The 25,476-nt window shown below is 54.6% G+C and carries 27 protein-coding genes; 9 read left to right on the top strand and 18 right to left on the bottom strand.

Annotated elements, in window-relative coordinates; all coding sequences use genetic code 11:
* Positions 1-12: 12 nt before the first annotated feature.
* The gene (gene nuoA, locus ACOTY5_RS16935) at positions 13-453 is read right to left on the bottom strand and encodes an NADH-quinone oxidoreductase subunit NuoA (protein ID WP_003861475.1); all 441 of its coding nucleotides are present in this window, start codon (positions 451-453) and stop codon (positions 13-15) included.
* A gap of 631 nt (positions 454-1,084) precedes the next feature.
* Positions 1,085-2,023 (bottom strand): transcriptional regulator LrhA, encoded by a 939-nt coding sequence (lrhA, locus tag ACOTY5_RS16930; protein ID WP_017693002.1) that lies wholly within the window; start codon positions 2,021-2,023, stop codon positions 1,085-1,087.
* A gap of 937 nt (positions 2,024-2,960) precedes the next feature.
* Between lrhA and alaA the strand changes: the two genes are divergently transcribed.
* Both alaA and yfbR read left to right on the top strand, forming a co-directional pair.
* Positions 2,961-4,175, top strand: coding sequence for an alanine transaminase AlaA (alaA, locus tag ACOTY5_RS16925; protein WP_003861471.1), 1,215 nt, complete (start codon positions 2,961-2,963; stop codon positions 4,173-4,175).
* A 117-nt stretch (positions 4,176-4,292) separates the two neighbouring features.
* A complete protein-coding gene (gene yfbR, locus ACOTY5_RS16920; RefSeq protein WP_003861468.1) occupies positions 4,293-4,892 on the top strand; it encodes a 5'-deoxynucleotidase in 600 nt (199 codons plus the stop codon).
* An 80-nt stretch (positions 4,893-4,972) separates the two neighbouring features.
* Here yfbR and ACOTY5_RS16915 read toward each other — a convergent pair whose 3' ends face one another.
* The 4 genes from ACOTY5_RS16915 to yfbV all read right to left on the bottom strand — a co-directional run bounded on the left by ACOTY5_RS16915 (position 4,973) and on the right by yfbV (position 8,594).
* Positions 4,973-6,805 (bottom strand): SLC13 family permease, encoded by a 1,833-nt coding sequence (locus ACOTY5_RS16915; RefSeq protein WP_017693001.1) that lies wholly within the window; start codon positions 6,803-6,805, stop codon positions 4,973-4,975.
* A gap of 75 nt (positions 6,806-6,880) precedes the next feature.
* The gene (locus ACOTY5_RS16910; protein WP_003861463.1) at positions 6,881-7,540 is read right to left on the bottom strand and encodes a sugar phosphatase; all 660 of its coding nucleotides are present in this window, start codon (positions 7,538-7,540) and stop codon (positions 6,881-6,883) included.
* 11 nt (positions 7,541-7,551) lie between these two features.
* On the bottom strand, positions 7,552-8,046 hold the full coding sequence (locus ACOTY5_RS16905; protein ID WP_003861461.1) for a YfbU family protein: 495 nt from the start codon (positions 8,044-8,046) through the stop codon (positions 7,552-7,554).
* A 92-nt stretch (positions 8,047-8,138) separates the two neighbouring features.
* Positions 8,139-8,594 (bottom strand): terminus macrodomain insulation protein YfbV, encoded by a 456-nt coding sequence (gene yfbV, locus ACOTY5_RS16900; RefSeq protein ID WP_017383434.1) that lies wholly within the window; start codon positions 8,592-8,594, stop codon positions 8,139-8,141.
* A 337-nt stretch (positions 8,595-8,931) separates the two neighbouring features.
* Here yfbV and ackA point away from each other — a divergent pair, with 337 nt between their 5' ends.
* Both ackA and pta read left to right on the top strand, forming a co-directional pair.
* Positions 8,932-10,134, top strand: a complete 1,203-nt coding sequence (ackA, locus tag ACOTY5_RS16895; RefSeq protein WP_015572267.1) for an acetate kinase — start codon at positions 8,932-8,934, stop codon at positions 10,132-10,134.
* A 75-nt stretch (positions 10,135-10,209) separates the two neighbouring features.
* Complete coding sequence (gene pta / locus ACOTY5_RS16890; protein WP_017383435.1) at positions 10,210-12,351, top strand: phosphate acetyltransferase; 2,142 nt, start codon at positions 10,210-10,212, stop codon at positions 12,349-12,351.
* Positions 12,352-12,455: 104 nt separating this feature from the next.
* On the opposite strand, the gene ACOTY5_RS16885 is transcribed toward pta, so the two are convergent.
* The 5 genes from ACOTY5_RS16885 to ACOTY5_RS16865 form a co-directional block, all read right to left on the bottom strand.
* Positions 12,456-13,409: a transketolase family protein gene (locus ACOTY5_RS16885; RefSeq protein WP_015572265.1), complete on the bottom strand. Its 954-nt coding sequence runs from the start codon at positions 13,407-13,409 to the stop codon at positions 12,456-12,458.
* Complete coding sequence (locus ACOTY5_RS16880) at positions 13,402-14,232, bottom strand: transketolase (RefSeq protein ID WP_015572264.1); 831 nt, start codon at positions 14,230-14,232, stop codon at positions 13,402-13,404. The genes ACOTY5_RS16885 and ACOTY5_RS16880 overlap by 8 nt, the downstream gene beginning before the upstream one ends.
* Positions 14,229-15,620, bottom strand: coding sequence for a PTS ascorbate transporter subunit IIC (locus ACOTY5_RS16875; protein ID WP_017383437.1), 1,392 nt, complete (start codon positions 15,618-15,620; stop codon positions 14,229-14,231). The genes ACOTY5_RS16880 and ACOTY5_RS16875 overlap by 4 nt, the downstream gene beginning before the upstream one ends.
* Positions 15,621-15,641: 21 nt before the next feature.
* Positions 15,642-15,914 carry a PTS sugar transporter subunit IIB gene (locus ACOTY5_RS16870; RefSeq protein WP_003861447.1) on the bottom strand — a complete coding sequence of 91 codons (273 nt, stop codon included), beginning with the start codon at positions 15,912-15,914 and terminating at the stop codon, positions 15,642-15,644.
* Positions 15,915-15,993: 79 nt separating this feature from the next.
* Positions 15,994-16,437, bottom strand: a complete 444-nt coding sequence (locus ACOTY5_RS16865) for a PTS sugar transporter subunit IIA (protein WP_017383438.1) — start codon at positions 16,435-16,437, stop codon at positions 15,994-15,996.
* A 236-nt stretch (positions 16,438-16,673) separates the two neighbouring features.
* Between ACOTY5_RS16865 and ACOTY5_RS16860 the strand changes: the two genes are divergently transcribed.
* Positions 16,674-17,693, top strand: coding sequence for a LacI family DNA-binding transcriptional regulator (locus ACOTY5_RS16860; RefSeq protein ID WP_045141718.1), 1,020 nt, complete (start codon positions 16,674-16,676; stop codon positions 17,691-17,693).
* A 3-nt stretch (positions 17,694-17,696) separates the two neighbouring features.
* Here ACOTY5_RS16860 and yfcD read toward each other — a convergent pair whose 3' ends face one another.
* From yfcD to yfcF, 3 genes are read right to left on the bottom strand one after another with little or no spacing between them, the layout of a single operon-like run.
* Positions 17,697-18,263, bottom strand: a complete 567-nt coding sequence (gene yfcD, locus ACOTY5_RS16855) for an NUDIX hydrolase YfcD (RefSeq protein ID WP_006811396.1) — start codon at positions 18,261-18,263, stop codon at positions 17,697-17,699.
* Positions 18,264-18,318: 55 nt separating this feature from the next.
* A complete protein-coding gene (yfcE, locus tag ACOTY5_RS16850) occupies positions 18,319-18,870 on the bottom strand; it encodes a phosphodiesterase (protein WP_003861437.1) in 552 nt (183 codons plus the stop codon).
* Positions 18,871-18,926: 56 nt separating this feature from the next.
* Positions 18,927-19,571, bottom strand: coding sequence for a glutathione transferase (yfcF, locus tag ACOTY5_RS16845; protein WP_017692996.1), 645 nt, complete (start codon positions 19,569-19,571; stop codon positions 18,927-18,929).
* Between the two features lie 140 nt (positions 19,572-19,711).
* Here yfcF and yfcG point away from each other — a divergent pair, with 140 nt between their 5' ends.
* From yfcG to ACOTY5_RS16825, 4 genes are all read left to right on the top strand, one after another.
* Positions 19,712-20,341 carry a GSH-dependent disulfide bond oxidoreductase gene (gene yfcG, locus ACOTY5_RS16840; protein ID WP_003861434.1) on the top strand — a complete coding sequence of 210 codons (630 nt, stop codon included), beginning with the start codon at positions 19,712-19,714 and terminating at the stop codon, positions 20,339-20,341.
* Between the two features lie 75 nt (positions 20,342-20,416).
* A complete protein-coding gene (folX, locus tag ACOTY5_RS16835; protein WP_003861432.1) occupies positions 20,417-20,785 on the top strand; it encodes a dihydroneopterin triphosphate 2'-epimerase in 369 nt (122 codons plus the stop codon).
* A gap of 13 nt (positions 20,786-20,798) precedes the next feature.
* Entirely contained in the window at positions 20,799-21,692 is an 894-nt protein-coding gene (locus tag ACOTY5_RS16830; protein WP_062934026.1) for a TIGR01777 family oxidoreductase, read from the top strand.
* A gap of 44 nt (positions 21,693-21,736) precedes the next feature.
* The gene (locus tag ACOTY5_RS16825) at positions 21,737-22,237 is read left to right on the top strand and encodes a GNAT family N-acetyltransferase (protein WP_017383443.1); all 501 of its coding nucleotides are present in this window, start codon (positions 21,737-21,739) and stop codon (positions 22,235-22,237) included.
* 140 nt (positions 22,238-22,377) lie between these two features.
* On the opposite strand, the gene hisP is transcribed toward ACOTY5_RS16825, so the two are convergent.
* The 4 genes from hisP to hisJ form a co-directional block, all read right to left on the bottom strand.
* A complete protein-coding gene (hisP, locus tag ACOTY5_RS16820) occupies positions 22,378-23,151 on the bottom strand; it encodes a histidine ABC transporter ATP-binding protein HisP (protein ID WP_003861426.1) in 774 nt (257 codons plus the stop codon).
* A gap of 9 nt (positions 23,152-23,160) precedes the next feature.
* Entirely contained in the window at positions 23,161-23,874 is a 714-nt protein-coding gene (locus ACOTY5_RS16815) for an ABC transporter permease (RefSeq protein WP_003861424.1), read from the bottom strand.
* Positions 23,871-24,557 carry a histidine ABC transporter permease HisQ gene (locus tag ACOTY5_RS16810; RefSeq protein WP_015572256.1) on the bottom strand — a complete coding sequence of 229 codons (687 nt, stop codon included), beginning with the start codon at positions 24,555-24,557 and terminating at the stop codon, positions 23,871-23,873. The genes ACOTY5_RS16815 and ACOTY5_RS16810 overlap by 4 nt, the downstream gene beginning before the upstream one ends.
* Before the next feature lie 88 nt (positions 24,558-24,645).
* Positions 24,646-25,428: a histidine ABC transporter substrate-binding protein HisJ gene (gene hisJ / locus ACOTY5_RS16805; RefSeq protein WP_023295090.1), complete on the bottom strand. Its 783-nt coding sequence runs from the start codon at positions 25,426-25,428 to the stop codon at positions 24,646-24,648.
* Positions 25,429-25,476 lie beyond the last annotated feature (48 nt).

Genomic DNA, 25,476 nt, shown 5'->3' with positions numbered 1-25,476 from the left:
ATTGCCTCGCTGTTACTGCTGACGATTAGAGATACTGTTTTCCGGGTTGATGTGTTCACGGCGTGAACGCACAGGTGTCCAGTCCAGCGCGCCAATACGCACCAGATAAACCAGACCGGCCAGTAACACTAAAATGAAAATTGCGGCCTCGACAAAGCCCACCCAACCACTTTCGCGAATGGAGGTAGACCACGCGAAGAGGTAAAGCGCTTCCACGTCAAAAATGACGAAGAACATGGCTACCAGGTAGAACTTGGCAGACAGGCGTAAGCGAGCGGTACCTACTGAATCAATACCTGATTCGAAAGGTGTGTTTTTGTGCCTTGCGCGGGCGCGACCGCCCAGGAACCAGCCGCCGACTAACATCAGGCAGCACAGGCCAATGGCTACAATAAGAAAGATTGCGAATGCCCAGTGATGAGCGATGACTTCTGTGGATGTTGACATACTCATTGCTTACTCATCAAAAGTGATACCGACGACACTGCTCTTGCTGGCAGATGGGCATCACATCGATTCATGGGGAGGAACAAAATAACCTTACACTAACTGTCAGAAATGAGACATAGACAGCAAAATGATGGGGTTTTTTACTCCTTTCTATAACCTTTTGTCAACTTTAACAAAGGTTTCTTCACATTAAATTACAACGTGCGATTCTCATTAACATTTGGTGCCCTTTAACCCTGGTGGGTACATGACTTTCCGTCAAATGCATCTTGTTGAATCGTGTCCGTTTTGGAAGTAAAAAAAATAACCCTCCTATTTTGACAGGATTTGCCAACGATTCCTCCCCCCAAATGGGAGTATTTTCTTGATCTGAGACACGCTTTTGTTAATTCAATCAAAAAAACAGCAACATATTTCCTGTTTTTTTAACATCGGCGGGGTATGAGGTAAGTTAGAACAGGTATTGTTTACATCTTAACCAAAAACATTTTCTGCATTGATAAATAAGCGGTATTTGCTCTATCCCTGCTCCGTTCACGGTTATGAATAGCAAAAAAAACCACTCGCAGGAAAAAATCATGCGAGTGGCTCTTTTTTGCACTTACATTTTGTTACGAGAATTTTGAGGGAATGATCACTCAAAATCCCCTTCCACGATCAGGGAGTCGTCCCCTCCTTCGGGAGTAACAGGCGCGTACTGCCATGGATTGTGGTAGTTTTCCATTGCCTCGAACACCACTTTTGCCAGCTCGTTGTTGCTGGCGGCGTTATGGCACAGCAGGTACTCCGTATCCGGCAACGACGGGAGTCCCTCGGATTGACCCAGCACACGCAGATCGGGGCTCATCATCTCCACCGGACGGGCCGTTACGCCAAGCCCGGCCTTCACCGCCGCTCGCACTGCGGGCAAGGTTGACGCCACGTACGCCAGGCGCCATGGAATACCGGCTTCGTTGAGCGCAGCCAGCACCATATCGCGGAACGGACTCGGATCGTCCAGCAGGACCAGGGGTATCGGCTCACCTTTCTGCAATACATACTCCGCGGCACAGTACCAGTGCGTTGGAGAAGTACGCAGCGTCAGGCTGTCAAACTGGCCAGGTCGATGCGTGGTGACCACCAGGTCAACCTCGTTTTCTTTCAGCATCTCAACCATGAAAGCATTGCGTTTAACGCTAACGTCCAGGGCAAGCTTCGGATAAACCGAGCTAATTCGGTTGAGAAGGAAGGGTAAAATGGTATCTGCTGATTCATCTGACGCCCCTAATGTTAACACTCCCTGAAGGTTGCTAAACATTAATGACATACAGGCTTCATCATTAAAGCGCAGTATCTTTCTGGCATAACCCAGAAGCTGAATACCATGTTCTGTTAAAAGCTTATTACGTCCATGACGCGCAAAAAGCTCTTTACCAACCAGTTGTTCCAGCCGCTGCATTTGCTGACTCACGGCGGACTGGGTACGGCAAACGGCGGCAGCAGCTGCTGCAAAAGTGTTGAGATCGGCGACCGCAACAAACGTTCTCAGCAGATCGAGGTCGAGATTCATTATCGGACGATTTGCATTTATCATATCTTTTCACTTTCAGGTTGCTCGTGCGGAGCTGCCCGGGTTGAAGCTGTGTGTAACAGTTAAGCAATTCCTTCTGAAGAGTTTCCCTCGCATCCCGGCCCGGCAGACTGCCTGACAGATAGTTATTGTACTGCGGTATATCACCAGTCAGAAATCACGTTTCATGACGTTATTTTTATTCTCTTGCGTCCAGGATATTTCGTTGTTTGCAGGTCGATGTTAATACCATAAAGAGTAAGACATGTTTTCTGCCATCTATATCGCAGCGTTGGCAACGTAGCAAGATGTGACTTACCCAATCAGCCAGAGATAACTTTAACAATAACAATCGATTAATACAGGAAAGCAGTATCCGATATACGTAACAGGCCTATCGCTATGCTGCATTCCCGAAACACATCTTAACCCAAATCCACTATATTTATAAGTCTTATTGCAATATTAAGGATTTACCGCCAATGATAAGCAACTACACTCTTTTTATTAAAATTAACGAAAGTTGCATTTTCGTCGTTAATAATAAATAAAGTTTAATTTAGATTCAGGCCATTCATTAATAACCCTTAACATTAATTTCACATGAGTAACTTTTAACCTGGCTTTGCTAATATGGCAATCGGTATCTCAGCATTCAGGTTTTACGAATGGTCACTCAGGGGGACTAATGCATCAGCCCGAATCGTCTTTTTATTTATCCCAGAATAATATTCATCTTTATATGAAATTTTTAGCACAAACAACCCAACACTCCTCTTTATCACGATAAATTCAGGCACAAAATCACTCCGTCGTTAGAGTAAGCGATCACCGCGGCATTGCCCGGTTGGACGAAATCTTCTTCTGTGCGCCCTTCAAAACGAAGCGCGGTGGGAGTACATTGTTCCGTGCTCACTTCCACGGCAGGAAGTTGCAATAATAGCGAAAAGGTTAAAGGTTCATGTCCCCTATCGAAAAATCCAGCAAGCTCGACAACGTCTGTTACGACATCCGTGGCCCGGTACTCAAAGAGGCAAAACGCCTTGAAGAGGAAGGCAATAAGGTTCTGAAACTCAACATCGGCAACCCCGCGCCATTTGGTTTTGAAGCGCCGGATGAGATCCTGGTGGATGTGATCCGTAACCTGCCCACTGCACAAGGCTACTGCGATTCAAAAGGGCTTTATTCCGCCCGTAAAGCCATCATGCAGCACTATCAGGCTCGCGGTATGCGCGACGTCACCGTTGAAGATATCTACATTGGCAACGGTGTCTCGGAGCTGATCGTTCAGGCGATGCAGGCGCTCCTGAACAGCGGCGATGAAATGCTGGTTCCTGCCCCGGATTATCCGCTGTGGACGGCTGCGGTGTCCCTGTCCAGCGGTAAAGCGGTGCACTACCTGTGCGACGAATCCTCTGACTGGTTCCCGGATCTGGATGATATTCGCGCCAAAATTACCCCGCGCACCCGGGGTATCGTGATCATTAACCCGAATAACCCGACGGGTGCGGTCTATTCAAAAGAGCTGCTGATGGAGATCGTCGAGATCGCCCGCCAGCACAACCTGATCATCTTTGCCGACGAGATTTACGACAAGATCCTGTACGACGCGGCGCAGCACCACTCTATCGCCGCGCTGGCACCCGATCTGCTGACGGTCACCTTTAACGGACTGTCTAAAACTTACCGCGTTGCCGGTTTCCGTCAGGGCTGGATGGTACTGAACGGTCCGAAAAAACATGCGAAAGGCTACATTGAAGGGCTGGAGATGCTGGCATCCATGCGTCTGTGCGCCAACGTACCGGCGCAACATGCGATCCAGACGGCGCTCGGTGGTTATCAGAGCATCAGCGAGTTCATCGTGCCTGGCGGCCGCCTGTATGAACAGCGCAACCGCGCATGGGAATTGATTAATGATATTCCGGGCGTCTCCTGCGTGAAGCCTAACGGCGCGCTGTACATGTTCCCGAAAATCGACGCGAAGCGCTTCAATATTCACGACGACCAGAAAATGGTGCTCGACTTCCTGTTGCAGGAAAAAGTGCTACTGGTTCAGGGGACGGCGTTTAACTGGCCGTGGCCGGATCACGTGCGTATCGTCACCTTGCCGCGCGAAGACGATCTCGAGATGGCCATCAGCCGCTTCGGGCGCTTCCTCTCCGGGTACCATCAGTAACGCTGACTTTTCGCCGGGTAGCGCTGCGCTTACCCGGCCTGCAACATCCGCAAATTTGCAACTTCCCTCCCCTCCCCGCACAATGAAGTCTGTCGCAGTGAAGACATAAGGTAACCTATGAGTCAGAGTCATTTCTTTGCCCACCTCTCCCGCCTGAAACTCATCAACCGCTGGCCGCTGATGCGCAATGTGCGTACTGAAAATGTGTCTGAGCACAGTTTGCAGGTTGCCATGGTCGCGCACGCGCTGGCCGCGATTAAAAACCGCAAATTCAACGGGCAGGTGAATGCCGAACGTATCGCCCTGCTGGCGATGTATCACGATGCATCGGAAGTGCTGACCGGGGATCTGCCTACGCCGGTGAAATATTTCAACTCGCAGATTGCCCAGGAATATAAGGCCATTGAGAAGATTGCCCAGCAGAAGCTGATCGACATGGTGCCTGAAGAGCTGCGCGATATCTTCGGGCCGCTGATCGATGAGCATCAGTATACGGAAGAGGAGAAATCCCTGGTTAAGCAGGCCGATGCGCTGTGCGCCTACCTGAAGTGTCTGGAAGAACTGTCCGCCGGGAATAACGAATTTTTACTGGCAAAAACGCGTCTGGAAAAAACGCTGGAATCCCGTCGCAGCGAAGAGATGGACTACTTTATGCGCGTGTTTGTGCCGAGCTTCCATTTGTCGCTGGATGAGATTAGCCAGGATTCGCCACTCTGATTTTCGCCCAGCGGCGCTGCGCTTGCAGGGCCTACGGGGTTGTAGGCCGGGTAAGGCGTAGCCGCCACCCGGCAAAATGCTCAGAACGGAAACAGGACCGGTATCAATACCACGCACACCACCATCACCAGCACGGTGAACGGCACACCCAGCTTCACGAAATCACTGAACCTATAATTCCCGGGCCCCAGCACCAGCGTATTGACCGGGGAAGAGACCGGCGTCATAAATGCCGCGGACGCCGCCATCGCAACCATCATCGCAAACGGATACGGCGAAACACCCATCGATTTTGCCATCGCCAGCGCAATGGGCGCCATCAGCACCGCCGTTGCGGTATTGGAGATGAACAAACCGATGGTGGCACACATGACGAACAGGCAAACCATCATCAGGTACGGACCATATCCCCCGCCCGCGTCCATTAAGCCTTTCACGATCAAATCCACCCCGCCGGTTTTCTGTAGCGCCAGGGCGAAGGGCATCATCCCGACGATGAGAATGATGCTCGGCCAGTGAATCGCTTTGTAAGCGCTTTCGGCGTCAATACAGCGGAATTTGCCCATTAACAGACAGGCGATTATCGCCGCCACCGGGTTAGGGATCTCGTCCGTCAGCATCAGCGCGACCATCAATACCAGGCAAAAAATCGCATGGGGCGCCTGGCTGTGCGCCGGTGATGCATCGTTCTCTTCAATCGGCATATTCAGCACCACAAAATCGCGGCCTTTCTGCCCGAGCTGGCTAATCAGTTTCCAGTTGCCGACCACGAGGAAGATATCCCCCAGCAGGATCGGCTCATCCACCACCGCCCCTTCAAGGGCTACGCCATCGCGCTTCAGGCCCACCACGTTGAGGCCATAGCGGGTACGAAAGCCGATTTCACGCACGGTTTTGCCCAATAACTCCGATTCCGGGATCAGCGACACCTCGGCCATTCCCACATCCAGCGCCTGGTCAGAGAAATACTCGCCGCGCAGGACCATCGGCTCCAGCAGCTGCTCGCTACAAAACTCCCGCAGATCCACGTCTGCGGTGGACATATCAATCAGCAGGACGTCACGCGCGCGAAACTCTGACACCCCGTTCACGTTAACGATCACCCGGCGAAAACGACGCCAGCGCTCAACCCCGATGACGTTCGCGCCATAGCGTTCGCGTAGCTTAAGGTCATCCAGCCGCTGCCCCACCATGGGCGATCCCGGGCGGATAGCCAGACGTCGGGCACGCCCGGTCAGACGATACTCTTTAATCAGATCGCGGAAAGAGCGCCGCTTCCAGCCCTCTTTGGCTTTATCCTGCTTCTCCCCTTTCAGCGCAAAACGGGTCAATAGCATATAGATAATGCCCATCACCAGTACCACCAGCCCGATCGGCGTAACGCTGAAAAAGCTAAACCCCTCAAGCCCCTCACGGATCAGTTCGCTGTTCACGACGAGGTTCGGCGGCGTCGCGACCAGCGTCATCATGCCGCTGATGAGCCCGGCGAAGCTCAACGGCATCATCAGCCGCGACGGGGAGATCTGCATCCTCATGCAGACGCTCAGCACGACCGGAATAAAGATGGCCACGACGCCCGTAGAGCTCATAAACGCGCCCAGCCCGGCGACCGTCAGCATCAGGTAAATCAGCATTTTGGTTTCGCTGCTGCCCGCCACCTTAACCAACCACGACCCCATCATCGTCGCCACGCCGGTGCGTACCAGCCCGTCGCCAATAATAAACAGGGCGGCAATCAAAATAACGTTGGGATCGCTAAACCCGGAAAAGGCTTCCGGCAGGGAAAGGGTACCGCTCAGAACGAATGCGACAATCACAAACAGGGCGACGGCATCCATGCGCACCTTGCCCGTGGCAAAAAGAATGATGGCGATTAACAGCAGGCTCAGGACCCAAATCAGTTCACCGTTCACAACATGTCCTTGTCAGTGGAGGAGAAGCAATTCTGCCATAAAAAAGCCCCGGTAATGCGGGGCTATATCATGGGATTACATTTTTAGCGAGACGGTTACAACTCCGTCTGACGCCTTCGAGACGTCGATGGCGGTCAGGGTGTTAAGCACGAAATCCGCCTCTTCCAGCCGGGGGGAACCCGCCGGGACGTTAACGGCAATGACGTGGCTTCCGGCGTTCAGCCCGGCCAGCACGCCTGCCGCCGCGTCTTCCACCACCACGCACTCCGCTGGCGCAAGGCCAAGCAGTTCTGCGCCGAGCAGAAACGCATCCGGTTCAGGCTTGCCGCGCTTCACGCGCTCAGCGGTAATGAAGACGTCCGGCGTCGGTAAACCTGCCGCCTTATGACGGGCATGCGCGACGGGAACCGAGCCGGAGGTGACGATAGCCCACGGGATCTGCGCTTCATTCAGGTGCTCAAGCAGTTCACGCGCACCGGGCAGCGCGGTGATGCCTTCGGTATCGGTAGCTTCAATCTGCTCAAGATAGCGGAACTCCGCCTGAATCTCTTCCTCAGAACGTCCCGCAAGGAAGTGCCGCAATGAGGTAATGGCCTGTTTGCCATGGATGAAATTCAGTACGTCCTGATGGTCGATGCCGTGCCGGTCGGCCCAGTGGCACCACGAGCGCTCCACCACCGGTAGCGAATCCACCAGCGTACCGTCCAGATCAAACAGAAAACCTTTACACTGCACACACACCTCCGTCAGGCATTAATGATTTGTTGAATTTCGTTGCTGCTTAAATGGTACTGACGCGGACAGGCGTGCCACGCGCTCAGCATACGTTGATACTTATCCCACATCGGGGTCTGGGCGTTGAAGCCGTGCGTACCCGCATCAAAATGGGTGTAACGCCCTTCGGTATTCACCATAAAGCGTACATAGCTCAGATAGCGCGCTTCCGTTGCAGCATCAAAGCCCAGGAACGTCACGCGGCGCTCGTCAATGGTCTGCTGGTCCTTCAGATTGGTCCAGGACACATGCAGCGCATGGTACATCTCCATGATGTCGATAACGATACGGCAGGTTTCCTCTTTCAGTTCGCCAAATTCGCGATCCAGTTCGCGCATCTGCAAGCCAAAACCACGTTCAACAATGGTTTGCAGGCGGCTGTAGCGCGCAGCGTTATCGGGATCAAGCATAGTCATCATCTTGTACTGGTTAGACAAAATCAGACGTTGAGCATGGGTCATTTCCATCTTTCGACTCCTGTAGCGCATTGCACTGTAAAAAAAAGACACGGTAACTGATTGTTACTGTGCCTTCTTTTGGTCGTCGTTTCGATGATCAATCACAAGTCATCGAGGAATGTTTTATCAAGCTGTTTAAACGCACGCTTGAGGGTATCCGCCAGCGCCTGATAGTCTGGCTTGCCTTCAACCGGTGCCAGCGCCTGGCCCGCCTCCTCCAGTTTTCCACGCACTTCATAAAACCAGTGTAAAACAGAAGGCGGAAGTGGCGTGACGGAACGTTTGCCTAACCACCATAGCCCCTGCATCGGCAGGCTTAACGCAAAAAGCGCCGTCGCGACGGCAGGGCCAAGCTGTCCACCTAACGCTATCTGCCAGCACAGGGTAAAAACGGCAATCGGGGGCATAAAGCGAATCGCATAGCGCGTGGCGCGAATAGTGCGATTTTCAATAAACATGGGCGCGAGGCGCTTTTCCATCGGCCATGTCTTTGCGTAATGCTGTCCCCGACGAAACAGACTAAAAAAGTTCACGGACGGGATTTCGGGTGTCGACATGGCTGTACCTCAACTTCACATATAAAAATTAAAATTTTCGTGCAAAACCACAACAGGCTATGACAACGTTCAAAATATTTTGTCATCGCTACCCCGTATCGGGTATCCTGTGCCAGCCTGATAGGGCCGTAGACGATAAGCGTTAACTCGTCAAATTATCGCATATTATGCCATTGTCTGAAAAATGTTCAAAATGGCTTAAAATCATAGGTATTTCTTCCATCCTGCCAGAATGTTTGTTTGGCATGATGTTAATCATAAATGTCTGGGTCAGCATGCGTTACGCTTTTAGACTCACTGACGTTTTTTTAGCCACGTATCAATAATAGGTACTTCCATGTCGAGTAAGTTAGTACTGGTTCTGAACTGCGGTAGCTCCTCACTGAAATTCGCCATCATCGATGCGCTCAACGGTGACGAGTACCTCTCTGGTTTGGCCGAATGTTTCCATCTGCCTGAAGCACGTATCAAGTGGAAGATGGACGGCAGCAAACAAGAAGCGGCTTTAGGTGCAGGCGCCGCTCACAGTGAAGCGCTGAACTTTATCGTTAACACTATTCTGGCACAAAAACCAGAACTGTCTGCTCAGCTGACCGCAATTGGTCACCGTATCGTCCACGGCGGCGAAAAATACACCAGTTCCGTGGTAATCGACGACTCCGTGATCCAGGGTATCAAAGACTCTGCGTCTTTCGCACCGCTGCATAACCCGGCTCACCTGATCGGTATCGCTGAAGCACTGAAATCCTTCCCGAGTCTGAAAGACAAAAACGTGGCCGTGTTTGATACCGCGTTCCATCAGACCATGCCGGAAGAGTCTTACCTCTATGCCCTGCCATACAGCCTGTACAAAGAGCACGGCGTTCGTCGTTACGGCGCACACGGCACCAGCCACTTCTATGTGACTCAGGAAGCCGCAAAAGTGCTGAACAAGCCGGTTGAAGAAGTCAACATCATCACCTGCCACCTGGGCAACGGTGGTTCTGTTTCCGCTATCCGCAACGGTAAGTGTGTTGACACCTCTATGGGTCTGACCCCGCTGGAAGGTCTGGTGATGGGTACCCGTTCCGGTGATATCGACCCGGCGATCATCTTCCACCTGCACGACACCCTGGGCATGAGCGTTGACGACATCAACAAAATGCTGACCAAAGAGTCTGGCCTGCTGGGCCTGACCGAGGTCACCAGCGACTGCCGTTACGTTGAAGACAACTACGCAGAAAAAGCTGACGCTAAACGTGCAATGGACGTTTATTGCCACCGTCTGGCGAAGTACATCGGTTCTTACACCGCGCTGATGGAAGGCCGTCTGGATGCTGTTATCTTCACCGGCGGTATCGGTGAGAACGCGGCAATGGTACGTGAACTGTCCCTGGGCAAACTGGGCGTTCTGGGCTTCGAAGTTGATCATGAGCGTAACCTGGCTGCCCGCTTCGGCAAGTCTGGCTTCATCAACAAAGAAGGCACCCGCCCTGCTATCGTTATCCCAACTAACGAAGAGCTGGTCATCGCGCAAGACGCGCACCGCCTGACTGCCTGATTCCACACCGCCAGCAATGCTGGCGGTGCTGTTTTGTAACCCGCCCAACGCGGCGGTAACGAAAGAGGATAAACCGTGTCCCGTACTATTATGCTGATCCCTACCGGAACCAGCGTCGGCCTGACCAGCGTCAGCCTCGGCGTGATCCGCGCTATGGAACGCAAAGGCGTTCGTCTGAGCGTCTTTAAGCCTATCGCCCAGCCACGTGCCGGTGGCGATGCGCCAGACCAGACCACCACCATCGTTCGCAAGAACTCCAATCTGCCAGCGGCTGAACCGCTGAAGATGAGCCACGTTGAATCTCTGCTCTCCAGCAACCAGAAAGACGTGCTGATGGAAGAGATCATTGCCAACTACCACGCAAACGCGCAGGACGCGGAAGTGGTGCTGGTTGAAGGCCTGGTCCCGACCCGTAAACACCAGTTTGCCCAGTCTCTGAACTTTGAAATCGCGAAAACCCTGAACGCAGAGATCGTTTTCGTGATGTCTCAGGGCACGGATACCCCAGAGCAGCTGAAAGAGCGTATCGAACTGACGCGCAGCAGCTTCGGCGGTGCGAAAAACACCAGCATCACCGGCGTGATTGTTAACAAGCTGAACGCGCCAGTAGATGAGCAGGGCCGTACGCGTCCTGACCTGTCCGAAATTTTTGACGACTCTTCCAAAGCGAAAGTCATCAAAGTTGACCCGGCTAAGTTGCAGGATTCCAGCCCGCTGCCTGTTCTGGGCGCGGTGCCATGGAGCTTCGATCTGATTGCCACCCGTGCAATCGATATGGCGCGTCACCTGAACGCCACCGTGATCAACGAAGGCGATATCAACACCCGCCGCGTGAAGTCCGTAACTTTCTGCGCACGTAGCATTCCACACATGCTGGAGCACTTCCGTGCAGGTTCCCTGCTGGTAACCTCCGCAGACCGTCCGGACGTGCTGGTTGCAGCCTGTCTGGCCGCGATGAACGGCGTGGAGATCGGCGCGATCCTGCTGACCGGCGCCTACGAGATGGACCCACGCGTAAGCAAGCTGTGCGAACGTGCGTTCGCCACTGGCCTGCCAGTCTTCATGGTGAACACCAACACCTGGCAGACCTCCCTGAGCCTGCAAAGCTTCAACCTCGAAGTGCCGGTTGATGACCACGAGCGTATCGAGAAAGTTCAGGAATACGTTGCGGGCTACATCAACGCAGACTGGATCGAATCCCTGACGGCGACCTCCGAGCGCAGCCGTCGTCTGTCTCCTCCAGCCTTCCGTTACCAGCTGACCGAGCTGGCGCGTAAAGCGGGCAAACGCGTGGTTCTGCCAGAAGGCGACGAACCACGTACCGTTAAAGCGGCGGCCATCTGTGCAGAGCGCGGTATCGCGACCTGTGTGCTGCTGGGTAACCCGGATGAGATCAACCGCGTTGCGGCGTCTCAGGGCGTTGAGCTCGGCGCGGGCATCGAAATCGTTGATCCTGACGTGGTCCGCGAAAGCTACGTTGCCCGTCTGGTTGAGCTGCGTAAGAACAAAGGCATGACCGAAGCCGTTGCGCGCGAGCAGCTGGAAGACAACGTGGTGCTGGGTACGCTGATGCTGGAGCAGGACGAAGTTGACGGTCTGGTTTCCGGTGCGGTTCACACCACCGCGAACACCATCCGTCCACCGTTGCAGCTGATCAAAACTGCACCGGGCAGCTCTCTGGTCTCCTCCGTGTTCTTCATGCTGCTGCCTGAACAGGTTTACGTTTACGGCGACTGTGCGATCAACCCGGACCCAACCGCAGAGCAGCTGGCAGAAATCGCTATCCAGTCTGCGGACTCCGCGATTGCCTTCGGTATCGAACCACGCGTCGCGATGCTCTCCTACTCCACCGGCACCTCTGGTGCAGGTAGTGACGTAGAGAAAGTCCGTGAAGCGACCCGCATTGCACAGGAAAAACGTCCGGATCTGATGATCGACGGCCCGCTCCAGTACGATGCCGCGGTAATGGCTGACGTGGCGAAATCCAAAGCGCCGAACTCGCCGGTTGCAGGTCGCGCTACCGTGTTCATCTTCCCGGATCTGAACACCGGTAACACCACCTATAAAGCGGTACAGCGTTCAGCAGACCTGATCTCCATCGGGCCAATGCTGCAAGGCATGCGCAAACCTGTGAACGACCTGTCCCGTGGTGCGCTGGTTGACGATATCGTCTACACCATCGCGCTGACGGCGATCCAGTCTTCGCAGCAGCAGTAAGCTAGCCCGGTGGCGCTAGCGCTTACCGGGCCTACGGTTTTATAGGCCGGATAAGCGAAGCGCCATCCGTCAAGAGAGGCGACCACAAATGGTCGCCTTTTTTATTACAGCAGCTCCCGCGCCGCCGACACAATGTCATGTGCCGTCAGGCCATACTCCTTCTGCAAGAAGTCCTGCGTACCCACCTGACCATACCGTTCCTTCACCCCCACCCGCCGCATAGGCACCGGACAGGTTTCCACCAGCACTTCCGCCACCGCCGACCCCAGCCCGTTGTGAATGCTGTGATTTTCGCAGGTCACAATACGCCCGGTTTTCTCGGCATAGTTTTTCACCAGCATCCGATCGATGGGCTTCAGGGTAAACATGTCGATGACCGCTGCGCTTACCCCCTCCTGCTCCAGCTGGCGCGCCGCCTCCAGCGCTTCCGCCACCATAATGCCGTTAGCAATCAGGGTAATATCGGTTCCCTCGCGCAGCACGTTGCCCTTGCCGATGGTGAAGGTTGACCCCGGGGCATACACGCTCGGCGCCTGTTTACGGATGGTCCTTACCCAGTAAAAGCCTTCCAGGTCGATGAGCTGACGCAGCACATCTTCGAACATCACCGCATCGGTCACCTCCAGCACCACTGAATGCGCCAGACCGCGCACGATGCCCATATCCTCAAACGACATATGCGTCCCGCCGTTGTGACAGGCCGTCACGCCCGCATCCGAGGCAATCACCTTCACGTTATTGCGCTGGTAGTCCAGGGACATAAACAGTTGGTCGAAGCAGCGACGGCTGGCAAAGGCGGTAAAGGTATGGACGAACGGCTTACGTCCGGTGAGCGACAGCCCGGCGGCCGTCCCAATCACGTTGGCCTCCATAATGCCGCAGTTGATGACGTGCTGTGGGTAATCACGCGCTACGCCGTCCATCGCCATCGAACTCATCAGATCCGCTTCGAGCGCAATGATCTCGCTCCCGGCCTCAATCTGTTTTGCCACAAAACCCGCGTAGACCTTACGCATCTCAACGGCATCTTTCTGTCCTGTCGGTGCAACCTTAATCATGTGAAGCCTCCAGTTGGCGAATCGTCTCGTTAAGCGCCGCTTTGCTCTCCTCGGTTAATCGCAGGTGATGCGAGTTGCTGAGCTGTTCAAGGTATGGCACCCCCTGCCCTTTAATGCTGTCGAGGATCACCACCCGCGGACGCGCATCAGCCTCAGGGATCGGCGCGGTCACCTCCAGCAGCGCCGGAATGTCATCCCCTTTCACCGTCACCACGTCAAAACCAAAGGCGCGGAATTTGCCTTCCAGGTCGAAGGCGCTGATGATTTCGTCCAGCTCGCCGTCGAGCTGCTGTTTGTTCCAGTCCACGAATACCGTCAGGTTGTTCAGTCGATGGTGAGCGATAAACTGGAAGGCTTCCCAGCACTGCCCTTCATTCAGTTCTCCGTCGCCAACGATGCAAAACACCCGGTTTGGCCTTCCTGCCAGCTTGTGCGACAGCGCCATGCCGCCAGCGATGGAGATCCCCTGCCCCAGTGAACCGGTGGTGGCATCCACGCCGCGTGTTTTCAGGCGATCCGGGTGACTTGGCAGACGCGTCCCGTTCTGGTTCAGCGTGCTCAGCTCTTCAATCGGGAAGTAGCCCTTAATCGCCAGCGTGCTGTACAGCGCCGGCCCCGCATGGCCTTTCGACAGCACAAAGTAATCGCGCTCTGGCCAGTCCGGATCGGCCGGGTCAATTTTCATCACCGCGCCGTACAGAACGGCCAGCGTTTCAACGACTGACATGCTGCCACCGTAGTGACCAAAACCCAGCTGCGTAAGGGATTTCAGCGTCTCAAGGCGGATCTGACGCGCCAGGTCGGTTATTTCATTCTCATTCATGATTTGGCTCCGGGGTTTTCCTGCGCGTTACCGCTGGCAGGTTTGTTTTTAGCGAAGACGTTGTAGGCCACCAGCAGCGCGAACAACACAACAACCAGTCCGGTGATGGCAAGCGGCGACAGGAAGCGTGCCAGGTTGCCCAGCACAATCCCGACCGCACCAAAATCAGCGTCCGAGAAGGTCGTATTCGCAAAGCCAATTGCGCCCAGAACAGGCAGCAGCAGGACCGGCAGGAAGGTGATCAGCAGGCCGTTAGCAAAGGCGCCAATCATTGCCCCGCGGCGTCCACCGGTGGCGTTACCGAACACGCCCGCCGTTGCGCCGGTGAAGAAGTGCGGCACAACGCCCGGGAGGATCAGCACCCAGCTAAACTGACCGCAGATGAACAACCCAACAATCCCGCCGAGGAAGCTAAACAGGAAGCCAATCAGCACCGCGTTTGGCGCATACGGGTAGACCACCGGGCAGTCCAGCGCAGGCCGCGCATTGGGCACCAGTTTTTCCGAGAAGCCGGTAAAGGCCGGGACGATTTCCGCCAGAATCAGGCGCACGCCCTGCAAGATGATGAACACGCCTGCCGCGAAGGTGATGGCCATAATGATGGCGTATACCAGGTAGTTTTGGCCGCCGCTGAAGGTGGCCTCCACGTACTCACGTCCGGCGCTCACCGCCATGATCAGGTAGATAATCATCATGGTCAGGGAGATGGAGATTGAACTGTCACGCAGGAAGCTAAGGTTCTTCGGCAGGTTCATCTCTTCGGTGGAGCGCGAGCCTTTCCCGACCTTGCTGCCAATCCAGCCGGACAGCACGTAGCCCAGCGTACCGAAATGACCGAAGGCGATCTCATCGTTGCCGGTAATACGCTTCATATAGCGCTGCGCAATCGCCGGGAAGAAGGCCATAATCAGGCCGAGGATCAAAGAACCGGTAAAGACCAGCCCGACCCCCTCGAAGCCTGCAACCGTCAGGATCACGCCGATCATGCATGCCATGTAGAAGGTGTGATGCCCGGTGAGGAAGATGTATTTCAGGCGGGTAAAGCGCGCAACAATAATATTCGCCACCATCCCGAAGGCCATAATGAGCGCGGTGGAAGCGCCATATTTCTCCAGGGCAATCGATACAATAGCTTCATTGTTGGGAATAATGCCCTGAATATTAAAGGCGTGCTCAAACATACCGCCGAGCGGATTTAAAGAGCCCACCAGCACAGTTGCGCCGCCGCCCAGTACAATAAAGCCGAGAATGGTTTTAATTGTGCCTTTTACCACATCCGAAAAGGCTTTTTTCTGCGCCACAAGACCAATCAGAGCAATTAACCCGACCAGCACTGAAGGGACTTTTAAAATATCAACAACGAAATTCAGCGTTTCAAGGATAAACATATCCACCTCGCCTTATCAGGATTATTGTCTTTCGAACCAGGCGCGCAGCTGCGCTTCGAGTTCGTTGATATCGATGATATTGTTGATTACCACCAGCTGGCTTTCCGGCACGCTGGCGCTGGCGGCAATGTCTTTCGCCATTACAAACAGGTCCGCCGCGCCCGGCGTGGCCGAGGAGAGATCGGAGTGTTCAACCTCGGCCTCAATTTCCAGTTTTTTGAGCACCTTTTTAATATTCATTTCGACCATAAAACTGCTGCCCAGGCCGGAGCCGCAAATAGCCATGATTTTCATTGTTATCCCCTTTTTTAAGTAGAGTACGTCCCATCACGCTGACGCGTAATGTTGAGATGAATCGGATTAAATAATTAAATCAGAAGCGATCGATAACGGTTTTTATCTCCTCCAGCGTATTCGCCCGATGTAATTCAGCCATATCTTCGTCGCTGGAAAATAATTCCGCTAAGGCTGAGATCATTTCGATATGGCTATGCTTGTCCGGTGCCGCCAGCATCACAATCACATCGACGGGGTCAAACTCACCGGCACCAAAAGAGACGCCCTGTTTTAGTTTTAATAATGACAGGCCAAGTCCTTTCGCCCCTTCTTCCGGTCGCGCATGTGGCATTGCCAGCCCTGGAGCCAGCACATAGTAGGGACCTAACGTCTGGTGCTGCTCGATGATAGCCGTGACATATTCCGGCGCAATGACTTGCAAATCCAGCAGCGGTTTCGCGCACAGTTCCAGCGCCTGGGGCCAGCTTTCAACGCTATCCTGTAGGATGATGGTTGTATCATATATCCACTTTTTGAGCATTTTTCACTCCCGCTAAAGACCAGACATGGGCAAACTCTATTCAACCCATCAATCAATGACTGCGATCGCGATCACAAAGATAGCGCTACCAACGACTAACATGCAGAACTGTGATAGCGCTATCAAATTGCTGTCATGGTGCGAAATCACAGCAAAAAAAGGGATTTAAGGCGTATACTGCCTGTCACGTAAAATGAAGGATGAAACTGAATCGCGTCCTGTCAGCAGGAAGATGTATGTCTTTAACCCGAAAACGGCGCAGTACCGGAAAAGTAACGCTCGCGGATGTCGCACAGCTTGCCGGCGTAGGCACGATGACTGTTTCCCGTGCCCTCCGCACGCCCGAACAGGTTTCCGATAAACTGCGTGAAAAAATTGAAGCCGCGGTGCAGGAGCTGGGTTATATGCCCAATCTTGCCGCCAGCGCACTGGCATCGGCGTCGTCATGGACGATCGCGATGGTAGTTCCCAACCTTTCCGAAGCTGGCTGTTCCGAGATGTTCGCCGGGCTACAGCAGGTGCTCCAGCCAGCCGGATACCAGATCATGCTGGCGGAATCTCAGCATCGTCTTGAACAGGAAGAGAAACTGCTCGAAACGCTGCTGGCCTCAAATATCGCCGCAGCGATACTGCTCAGCGTCGAGCACTCCGATACCGTACGCCACTGGCTGAAAAACGCCTCTATCCCGGTGATGGAAATGGGTGCAATGCGTGCCGATCCGATTGATATGAATATCGGGATTGATAACGTCGCCGCCATGTATGAACTTACCGAGATGGTGATTCAGCGTGGCTACCAGAATATCGGCCTGCTGTGCGCTAACCAGGAGCAGTGGATTTTTCAGCAGCATTTGCAGGGCTGGTACAAGGCGATGCTGCGCCACCACCTGTCGCCGAACAGAGTGATTAATGCCGCCATGCCGCCGAACTTCTCCACCGGCGCGGCACAACTGCCAGAGTTCCTGCTGGCGTGGCCGGAACTGGATGCGCTGGTGTGCGTATCAGATGAACTGGCCTGCGGCGCGCTGTATGAGTGCCAGCGTCGGCGCATCAAAGTGCCGGACGAATTAGCGGTCGTGGGCTTTGGCGACAGCGACGTCAGCCGCGTCTGCCAGCCGCCGCTGACAACGATGGCAGTACCGCATCGCAAGATTGGGATTGAAGCCGGGAAAGCGTTACTGGAACGTCTGAATGACGGAGACTGGCGCGATCATAAACCCATCGCGTCCAGCCTGTGTCTGCGGGAAAGCTGTTAAGGCTTACTCAGCCTCTTCCTCTTTTTCCGCCTTATTTTCCGGTTTAGCGGATTCGTTTTTGGCGTTGCGGGTCATCCACAGCGCCAGTGCTTTAAGGGAATCTGGCGTGAACTCGTCGCAACGCGCAGTGATCTCTTCCGGCGTCATCCAGCACACTTCGCTCACTTCCTCTTCCTGCAAGGCGAAAGGTCCGTGGGAAACGCAGCTGAACAGCCCGCCCCAGACGCGACAATGTTCATCTTCGAAATAAAATTGCCCGTGCTCGGCAAACGGCACGCCAGCGATACCTAACTCTTCTTCCGCTTCACGACGCGCGGAATCCAGCAATACTTCATCGGCCTGCACAACGCCACCCGCTGTGGCATCCAGCATACCAGGAAGAAAATCTTTGGTGTCGGTGCGACGCTGGACCAGAATCTTGCCCATGCCGTCATGAACAACGATGTACGTCGCGCGGTGACGCAGACGCTCCGCACGCATTTGTTCGCGGCTGGCCTGCGCGATCACTTCATTCTCTTCGCTGACAATGTCAACCCACTCAGTACTTGCCAAATGATTCTGCTCCACCATCGGGAAACCTTCTCGTCTAAGCGCTCTTTCGGCGCGTTTGCAGTTGTGGTGTAACTTACGGATTAATCGCTATCTGCGCAATAACTTGCTGATCATTAAGTGCGATAACGCTTAATGTCCCGTCTTCATACATGCCGTAGCTTGCCGGATTGCCGCCTTTAGGAATGCTGACAGACCCGGGATTAAAGTGATAAAACGCCCCGCGTTTTTCCGCCACCGGAATATGAGTATGACCATAAACCAGGACATCGCCAGCGGCGAGTGACGGCAGGTTATCCGGGCCGAACAGGTGCCCGTGGGTCAGGAACAAACGGCTGTTTTCCATCAACACCTGTTGCCAGGGAGCGGTGATGGGAAAATTCAGCAGCATCTGGTCAACTTCGCTGTCACAGTTGCCGCGAACGGCGATAATGCGCGAGGCAAAATGATTAAGTTTTTCCGCCACCTGCGCGGGAGCGTAGCCTTCCGGCAACGCATTGCGTGGGCCGTGGTTTAACACGTCGCCCAGGATCACCAGCCATTGCGCTCCGCTTTGGGCGAACAGAGAAAGCACGCGTTCGGTCGCGGGCAGCGATCCATGAATATCCGACGCAAACATCAGTTTCATCAGTTACTCCTTAGGAATTCAGACTGCCCCTATCATACCTCAAGCGCCCCGTCTTATCAGCCCGCGCGCTTAGCAGAGAGTGCCAGATAGCGCTGTACCGACGCGCGTTGCCACTGGAATGTGGCGTAATCCACCAGCAGCTGTGGGACGTCATCGCCATTGAGGATCAAGCGATTGAGCATCAGCGCCAGATCGGTGTCGGCAATACACCACTCGCCAAACAGGTTGGGGTTACCCTGCGCCAGCAGCGATGACGCAGTTTCGATCAGCTTCCGGGCGCTGGATAAGCCTTCCTCGCTGAGGGCGGGCTTTTTGACGCCAGCGAACACCACGTCCGTAGAGCGTTCTGTGCGAATCGGCACCAGGTCGCTACGCAGCCATGCCTGGATCTGGCGAGCGCGGGCGCGCTTTTGCAGATCGTGAGGATAGATGCGTTCCCACTCTGGCGGGGCAAAGCGGTCCTCAAGATACTCGTCAATCGCCGAGGATTCACTCAACTCAAAACCGTCGATCTCCAGCACAGGGACTCGGCGAGTGAGCGCGTAGCCCTGCCACTGGGGCTTCAGATGTTCGCCGCTGTCCAGGTCGACGGTTTTCAGACTAAAAGTAAGCCCCTTTTCTGCCAGCGCCACATAAACGCTCATGACATAAGGAGAAAAAAAGTTCGCATCGGACCACAACGTTATTACAGGCTGGCTCATAACATCCTCATCGGCTGATCGGTTTTCACTCAACATATAATCTCTTTGCCTCGCTGTCACTTGATGAAAACTCACGATTTACAACAAGCACCTATACTGATTTTTTATGGCAACACTATTCGCACTGACAGGAGTTGAGAATGATAGATCTCTATTATGCCCCCACCCCTAATGGCCATAAGATCACCCTCTTTCTCGAAGAAGCCGAAGTGGACTACCGGATCATTCGCGTGGATATCAGTAAAGGCGACCAGTTCCGCCCCGTTTTTCTGGCCATATCGCCCAACAATAAAATTCCGGCCATCATTGATAACCTGCCCTCCGACGGCGGCAAACCGTTAAGCCTGTTTGAGTCCGGAGAGATTTTGCTCTATCTGGCAGAGAAAACCGGCAAGCTCCTGAGCGGGGAGTTGCGCGAGCGTCATCACACGCTGCAATGGTTATTCTGGCAGTCGAGCGGCCTCGGGCCGATGCTGGGGCAGAATCATCACTTTACTGCCTATGCGCCGCAGACGATCCCTTACGCCATTGAGCGATATCAGGTCGAAACCCAGCGCCTGTACGGGGTCCTGAACCGTCGGCTGGAAAAATCACCGTGGCTGGGAGGTGAGCATTACAGCATCGCAGATATCGCCTGCTGGCCGTGGATCAACACCCATGAACGCCACCGGATCGATCTGGCCACTTATCCGGCGGTGAACAACTGGTTTGAGCGCATCCGGACCCGCCCGGCCACCGAACGCGCCATGCAAAAAATCCATCAGATTTGAGCCTGCGCCCCGTTGGGTGCAGGTGTTTTCCTCATGTATGATGAGGTGAAAATACTGACACGGAGAAGACCTGCAATGTCCCAGCATGACGCTATTATTCGTATAAAAAACTTACGCTTACGCACGTTCATTGGTATCAAAGAGGAGGAGATCGCGAATCGCCAGGATATCGTGGTGAATGTAGTGATCCACTACCCGGCAGACAAGGCGCGTGCCAGCGAGGACATCAATGACGCGCTGAACTATCGCACGATCACCAAAAGCATCATCCAGTACGTTGAGAACAACCGTTTTGCGCTACTGGAAAAATTAACTCAGGATGTGCTCGACATCGCACGCGAACACCACTGGGTCACTTATGCTGAAGTGGAGATCGATAAACTTCACGCCCTGCGCTACGCCGACTCCGTCTCCATGACGTTAAGCTGGCAGCGCCAGGCGTAAACCTGGAGGTTGTATGAAGATCCTGCTCACCGGCGGTACGGGCCTGATTGGTCGCCATCTCATTCCACGTTTGCAGGCGTTGCATCACGACATTACCGTGGTCACGCGCAGCCCGGAGAAAGCGCGCCAGGTGCTGGGCGCCGGCGTTGAGATCTGGAAAGGCCTGGCGGAAAGGCAGGATCTGAACGGCTTTGACGCCGTCATCAACCTTGCTGGCGAACCTATCGCCGATAAACGCTGGACCGAAGAGCAAAAACAGCGTTTATGCAGCAGCCGCTGGAACATGACCGAAAGGCTGGTTGAGCTGATTCGCAACAGCGAGACGCCGCCTTCGGTGCTGATTTCAGGCTCTGCTACAGGCTACTATGGCGATCTCGGTGAAGTGGTGGTGACAGAAGAGGAGCCGCCGCACAACGAGTTTACCCATAAACTCTGCGCCCAGTGGGAGCGCATCGCCTGCGCGGCGCAAAGCGATCGTACCCGCGTCTGCCTGCTGCGCACCGGTGTGGTACTTGCGCCGAAGGGCGGTATTCTCGGTAAAATGCTGCCGCCGTTTAAAATGGGGCTTGGCGGGCCCATCGGCAACGGTCGTCAGTATCTGGCGTGGATCCATATCGACGATATGGTCAACGGCATTCTCTGGCTGCTGGATAACGATCTGCGCGGGCCATTTAACATGATATCCCCTTACCCCGTACGTAATGAACAATTTGCTCACGCCCTGGGGCATGCCCTGCATCGCCCGGCGGTGCTGCGCGTGCCTGCAACGGCGATTCGTCTGTTGATGGGTGAGTCTTCGGTGCTGGTGCTGGGCGGGCAACGCGCGCTGCCAAAACGGCTGGAAGCGGCCGGGTTCACGTTCCGCTGGTATGACCTGGAAGAGGCGCTGGGGGATGTGGTGCAGTGAATATGTTAGAGTTATACGCCATGTCTGGATGAGATGGCGTAACTATGGCAACCATTACCACAACCCGGCTTCACCTCACCCCTTTCGAACCTTCTGACTGGGCGTTCTTCCGCTCTCTGCGTGAAGACCCCGCCATCATGCGCTATATGGCCGCTATCACGCCGGAAAAAGAGACGCGCCGCGTATTTGCCGCGCGCCTGATGGCGGAGCATGTCTTTGTGATCCGTCTGCATAACGACGTTACGCCGCTCGGGGATATCGGCCTGCAAATCAGTGCGGCGAACCGTGAAGAGGCGGATATTGGCTACACGGTTGTGCCTGCCGCGCAGGGAAAAGGCATTGCCAGCGAGGCGCTGCACGCGGTGTGCGAGTATGCATTTAACCAGACGGGCGTGAAGGCGATAAACGCGTACGTGCTGGCAGATAACGTTGGGTCGGTGCGGGTCCTTGAGAAAGCGGGTTTTGTGCGCACGCAGGTGCTGGAGAAGGCGTACGAGATTAAAGGCGTACGGTATGACGACTGGGTGTATCGGCTGGAGTGTTGAATGCCGGGCGGCACTGCGTTTGCCCGGCCTACGGGTTTTGTAGGCCCGGTAAGCGAAGCGCCACCGGGCAATTGGGCGGCTCTGCGGCCTGATGCCCTCACCCCGGCCCTCTCCCACAGGGAGAGGGAGAAAGGCCAAACCTACTTCAACGAGCCTTTCAGGAACTGCTGCAACCGCGGGCTTTGCGGGTTCGCCAGCACCTCATCCGGATGACCCTGCTCTTCAATTTTCCCCTGATGCAGGAAGATAACGTGGTTAGAAACGTTACGTGCGAAGCCCATCTCGTGCGTCACCACCACCATCGTTTTGCCCTCTTCCGCCAGCTTTTGCATGATGCGCAGTACTTCGCCAACGAGTTCAGGATCCAGCGCAGAAGTCGGTTCGTCAAACAGCAACACTTCCGGCTCCATCGCCAGCGCACGGGCGATAGAAACACGCTGCTGCTGCCCCCCTGACAGGTGCACCGGATATTTGATCTGCTGCCGCTCGTCGATACCCACTTTCGCCAGGTATTTGACCGCACGCTCGCGGGCTTCCTGCTTGCTTAAGCCGAGCACCTGAACCGGCGCTTCCATCACGTTCTCCAGCACCGTCATGTGGCTCCAGAGGTTGAAGTGCTGGAACACCATCGTCAGGCGTGTACGCAGCAGGCGCAGCTGGTTTTTATCCGCCACTTTAAGCTGGCCGTCTTTATCACGGACCATATTAATGTTCTGTCCGCTCACCACAATCGATCCTTCGCTCGGCTTCTCGAGGAAGTTGATGCAGCGCAGGAAGGTACTTTTACCCGAACCTGATGAGCCGATAATACTGATCACGTCGCCCGCGTTAGCCTCCAGCGACACCCCTTTCAGCACTTCATGTTCGCCGTAGCGCTTGTGCAAATCAATTACGTTTAATTTGTTCTCAGCCATCATAAATTCTCAGTGCGTCGACGGTTTTATATGCTGCAACCAGCGTTTTTCAGCCTTACGGAACAGACTGATCAGGACGTAAGAAATGATCAAATAGAGCACTGCCGCAATGCCAAACGCCGTAAACGGCTGGTAGGTGGCAGAGTTAATATCGCGGGCAATCTTTAACAGATCCGGTACCGTGGCGGTAAACGCCAGTGCCGTCGAATGCAGCATTAAAATCACTTCGTTGCTGTAGGCCGGCAGCGCAATACGCAGCGCCGAAGGCAGAATAATACAGCGGTAGAGCTTCACGGACGAGAAGCCGTACGCGCGCGCCGCCTCGATCTCACCGTGCGGCACAGAACGGATGGCCCCGGCGAAGATCTCGGTGGTATAGGCGCAGGTATTGAGGGTCAGCGCCAGCACCGTACAGTTCAGACCGCTGCGGAAGAACGCGTTCAGCATCTCGGTGCCTTTCACGATCTCCAGCGTGTACATCCCGGAATAGAACACCAGCAGCTGCACGTACAGCGGCGTACCGCGAAACACGTAGGTGAATAGCCAGATAGGGAACTGGATAAATTTATTGTTCGACACGCGGCCAATGGCAAGAAACACCGCCAGAATGCCGCCCATTACCACCGAGGAGATCAGCAGCCACAGCGTGATGGCCACGCCAGTAAAGCGGTAGCCATCCGTCCACAGCAGGGATTTCCAGTACTCCTGAATAATCTCAATCACAGGTCAGCCCTCTTCACACCCACGGAGTAGCGACGTTCGAGCAGAAGCAGCACACCATTGGAGACGGTCGTAAAGACCAGATAAATTACGCCGCAGACCACCGCAAAATAGAACGGTTCCCAGGTGCTTTTACCCGCCAGCTGCGTGGCCTTCACCACATCTTCCAGACCCAGCAGGGAGACCAGCGCCGTAGCCTTGAGAATAACCTGCCAGTTGTTACCGATGCCCGGCAGCGCGTAGCGCATCATGGCCGGGAACATGATCCGGCGAAACGTTTGTGAGGAGGTAAAACCGTAGGCGGTCGCCGCTTCAATATGCCCTTTCGGCACGGCCATGTAAGCGCCGCGGAAAGTCTCAGTGAAATAAGCGCCGTAGATAAAACCAAGGGTAATAATACCGGCCACCATCGGGTCGATATCGATCTGCTCCATGCCGATGGCATCCGTCACGCCGTTAAGTGCGATTTGCAGGCCGTAAAAGATCAGCAGCATCAGCACCAGGTCAGGCACGCCGCGAATCAGCGTGGTATAGCCTTCAAATATCAGCGCCAGCGGTCTGTTGGCGGATAATTTTGCCCCCGCGCCCGCCAGGCCTATCAGCACCGCCAGCACCACGGAGCTGATAGCCAGCTCAAGGGTGACAAGCGCGCCCTGTAAAATAACGCCAGAAAATCCGTACAGCATACCGCGTGCCCTGTCGTCTCGTGAGTGGTGGAACCGTGTCTTTTCCCCTCCCGCAACGGGAGGGGCCGCACGTTATCAGACGGGGCGATTAGCCGCCGTAAACGTTAAAATCGAAGTACTTTTTAGCCAGCTTGTCATAGGTGCCGTCCGCGCGCATCTCGGCGAACGCTTTATTCAGGGCTTCACGCAGTTCGTTGTCTTCTTTACGCAGGCCCATACCGGTACCGACGCCAAAGAGTTTTTCGTCCTTAATGGACGGACCGCCGAACTTGTAATCTTTACCCACAGGCTGTTTCAGGAAGCCTTCGCTTGCCGCCACTTCATCCTGGAATGCCGCGTCAATACGGCCTGCCGTGAGGTCTGCGTAGATGTTTTCCTGGCCCTGGTAAGAGACAATTTCAATCCCCTTTGGCGCCCAGTGCTCGTTGCCGTAGGTTTCCTGCGTCGTACCCTGCAACACGCCCACGCGTTTGCCTTTCAGAGATTCAAGGGTTGGCTGAATGTCAGAGGATTTCGCCACCACCAGACGTGAGTCCGCCGCATAGAGTTTGTCCGTGAAGGCAATCTCCTGCTGACGTTTTTCTGTGATGGACAGGGAGGACATGATCACGTCAATTTTCTTCGCTTTCAGGGACGGGATCAGCGCATCCAGCGGGTTTTCAACGTAGGTACATTGCACTTTAATGCGTTTGCACAGCTCGTTAGCCAGATCGATGTCAAAACCGACCAGTTCTCCCTTCGCATTCTTCGATTCGAAAGGTGCATAGGTTGGGTCAGTTCCAATACGAATTTTCTGCGGAATTGCTGCGAATGCCGCGGTGGCGCTGGAAAAAGCCAGTACCAGAGAAAGTGACAACACCAGTTTTTTCATATCTGTCCTCAACAAACTGTCTTAATACGAGATTTTTACGACGACGGG

This window comes from Enterobacter cloacae complex sp. SHL018 (assembly GCF_049237905.1).
GTDB lineage: Bacteria > Pseudomonadota > Gammaproteobacteria > Enterobacterales > Enterobacteriaceae > Enterobacter > Enterobacter hormaechei_C.
The sequence above is the reverse complement of the archived record's forward strand: the minus strand, read 5'-3'. Positions and strand labels throughout refer to the sequence as shown.

Excerpts from the sequence above, each read along its gene's own strand:
- nuoA (WP_003861475.1), bottom strand. The coding sequence starts at position 453 with ATGAGTATGTCAACATCCACAGAAGTCATCGCTCATCACTGGGCATTC.
- lrhA (WP_017693002.1), bottom strand. The coding sequence starts at position 2,023 with ATGATAAATGCAAATCGTCCGATAATGAATCTCGACCTCGATCTGCTG.
- alaA (WP_003861471.1), top strand. The coding sequence starts at position 2,961 with ATGTCCCCTATCGAAAAATCCAGCAAGCTCGACAACGTCTGTTACGAC.
- yfbR (WP_003861468.1), top strand. The coding sequence starts at position 4,293 with ATGAGTCAGAGTCATTTCTTTGCCCACCTCTCCCGCCTGAAACTCATC.
- ACOTY5_RS16905 (WP_003861461.1), bottom strand. The coding sequence starts at position 8,046 with ATGGAAATGACCCATGCTCAACGTCTGATTTTGTCTAACCAGTACAAG.
- yfbV (WP_017383434.1), bottom strand. The coding sequence starts at position 8,594 with ATGTCGACACCCGAAATCCCGTCCGTGAACTTTTTTAGTCTGTTTCGT.
- ackA (WP_015572267.1), top strand. The coding sequence starts at position 8,932 with ATGTCGAGTAAGTTAGTACTGGTTCTGAACTGCGGTAGCTCCTCACTG.
- ACOTY5_RS16885 (WP_015572265.1), bottom strand. The coding sequence starts at position 13,409 with ATGATTAAGGTTGCACCGACAGGACAGAAAGATGCCGTTGAGATGCGT.
- ACOTY5_RS16880 (WP_015572264.1), bottom strand. The coding sequence starts at position 14,232 with ATGAATGAGAATGAAATAACCGACCTGGCGCGTCAGATCCGCCTTGAG.
- ACOTY5_RS16875 (WP_017383437.1), bottom strand. The coding sequence starts at position 15,620 with ATGTTTATCCTTGAAACGCTGAATTTCGTTGTTGATATTTTAAAAGTC.
- ACOTY5_RS16870 (WP_003861447.1), bottom strand. The coding sequence starts at position 15,914 with ATGAAAATCATGGCTATTTGCGGCTCCGGCCTGGGCAGCAGTTTTATG.
- ACOTY5_RS16865 (WP_017383438.1), bottom strand. The coding sequence starts at position 16,437 with ATGCTCAAAAAGTGGATATATGATACAACCATCATCCTACAGGATAGC.
- ACOTY5_RS16860 (WP_045141718.1), top strand. The coding sequence starts at position 16,674 with ATGTCTTTAACCCGAAAACGGCGCAGTACCGGAAAAGTAACGCTCGCG.
- yfcD (WP_006811396.1), bottom strand. The coding sequence starts at position 18,263 with ATGGTGGAGCAGAATCATTTGGCAAGTACTGAGTGGGTTGACATTGTC.
- yfcE (WP_003861437.1), bottom strand. The coding sequence starts at position 18,870 with ATGAAACTGATGTTTGCGTCGGATATTCATGGATCGCTGCCCGCGACC.
- yfcF (WP_017692996.1), bottom strand. The coding sequence starts at position 19,571 with ATGAGCCAGCCTGTAATAACGTTGTGGTCCGATGCGAACTTTTTTTCT.
- yfcG (WP_003861434.1), top strand. The coding sequence starts at position 19,712 with ATGATAGATCTCTATTATGCCCCCACCCCTAATGGCCATAAGATCACC.
- folX (WP_003861432.1), top strand. The coding sequence starts at position 20,417 with ATGTCCCAGCATGACGCTATTATTCGTATAAAAAACTTACGCTTACGC.
- ACOTY5_RS16830 (WP_062934026.1), top strand. The coding sequence starts at position 20,799 with ATGAAGATCCTGCTCACCGGCGGTACGGGCCTGATTGGTCGCCATCTC.
- ACOTY5_RS16825 (WP_017383443.1), top strand. The coding sequence starts at position 21,737 with ATGGCAACCATTACCACAACCCGGCTTCACCTCACCCCTTTCGAACCT.
- hisP (WP_003861426.1), bottom strand. The coding sequence starts at position 23,151 with ATGGCTGAGAACAAATTAAACGTAATTGATTTGCACAAGCGCTACGGC.
- ACOTY5_RS16810 (WP_015572256.1), bottom strand. The coding sequence starts at position 24,557 with ATGCTGTACGGATTTTCTGGCGTTATTTTACAGGGCGCGCTTGTCACC.
- hisJ (WP_023295090.1), bottom strand. The coding sequence starts at position 25,428 with ATGAAAAAACTGGTGTTGTCACTTTCTCTGGTACTGGCTTTTTCCAGC.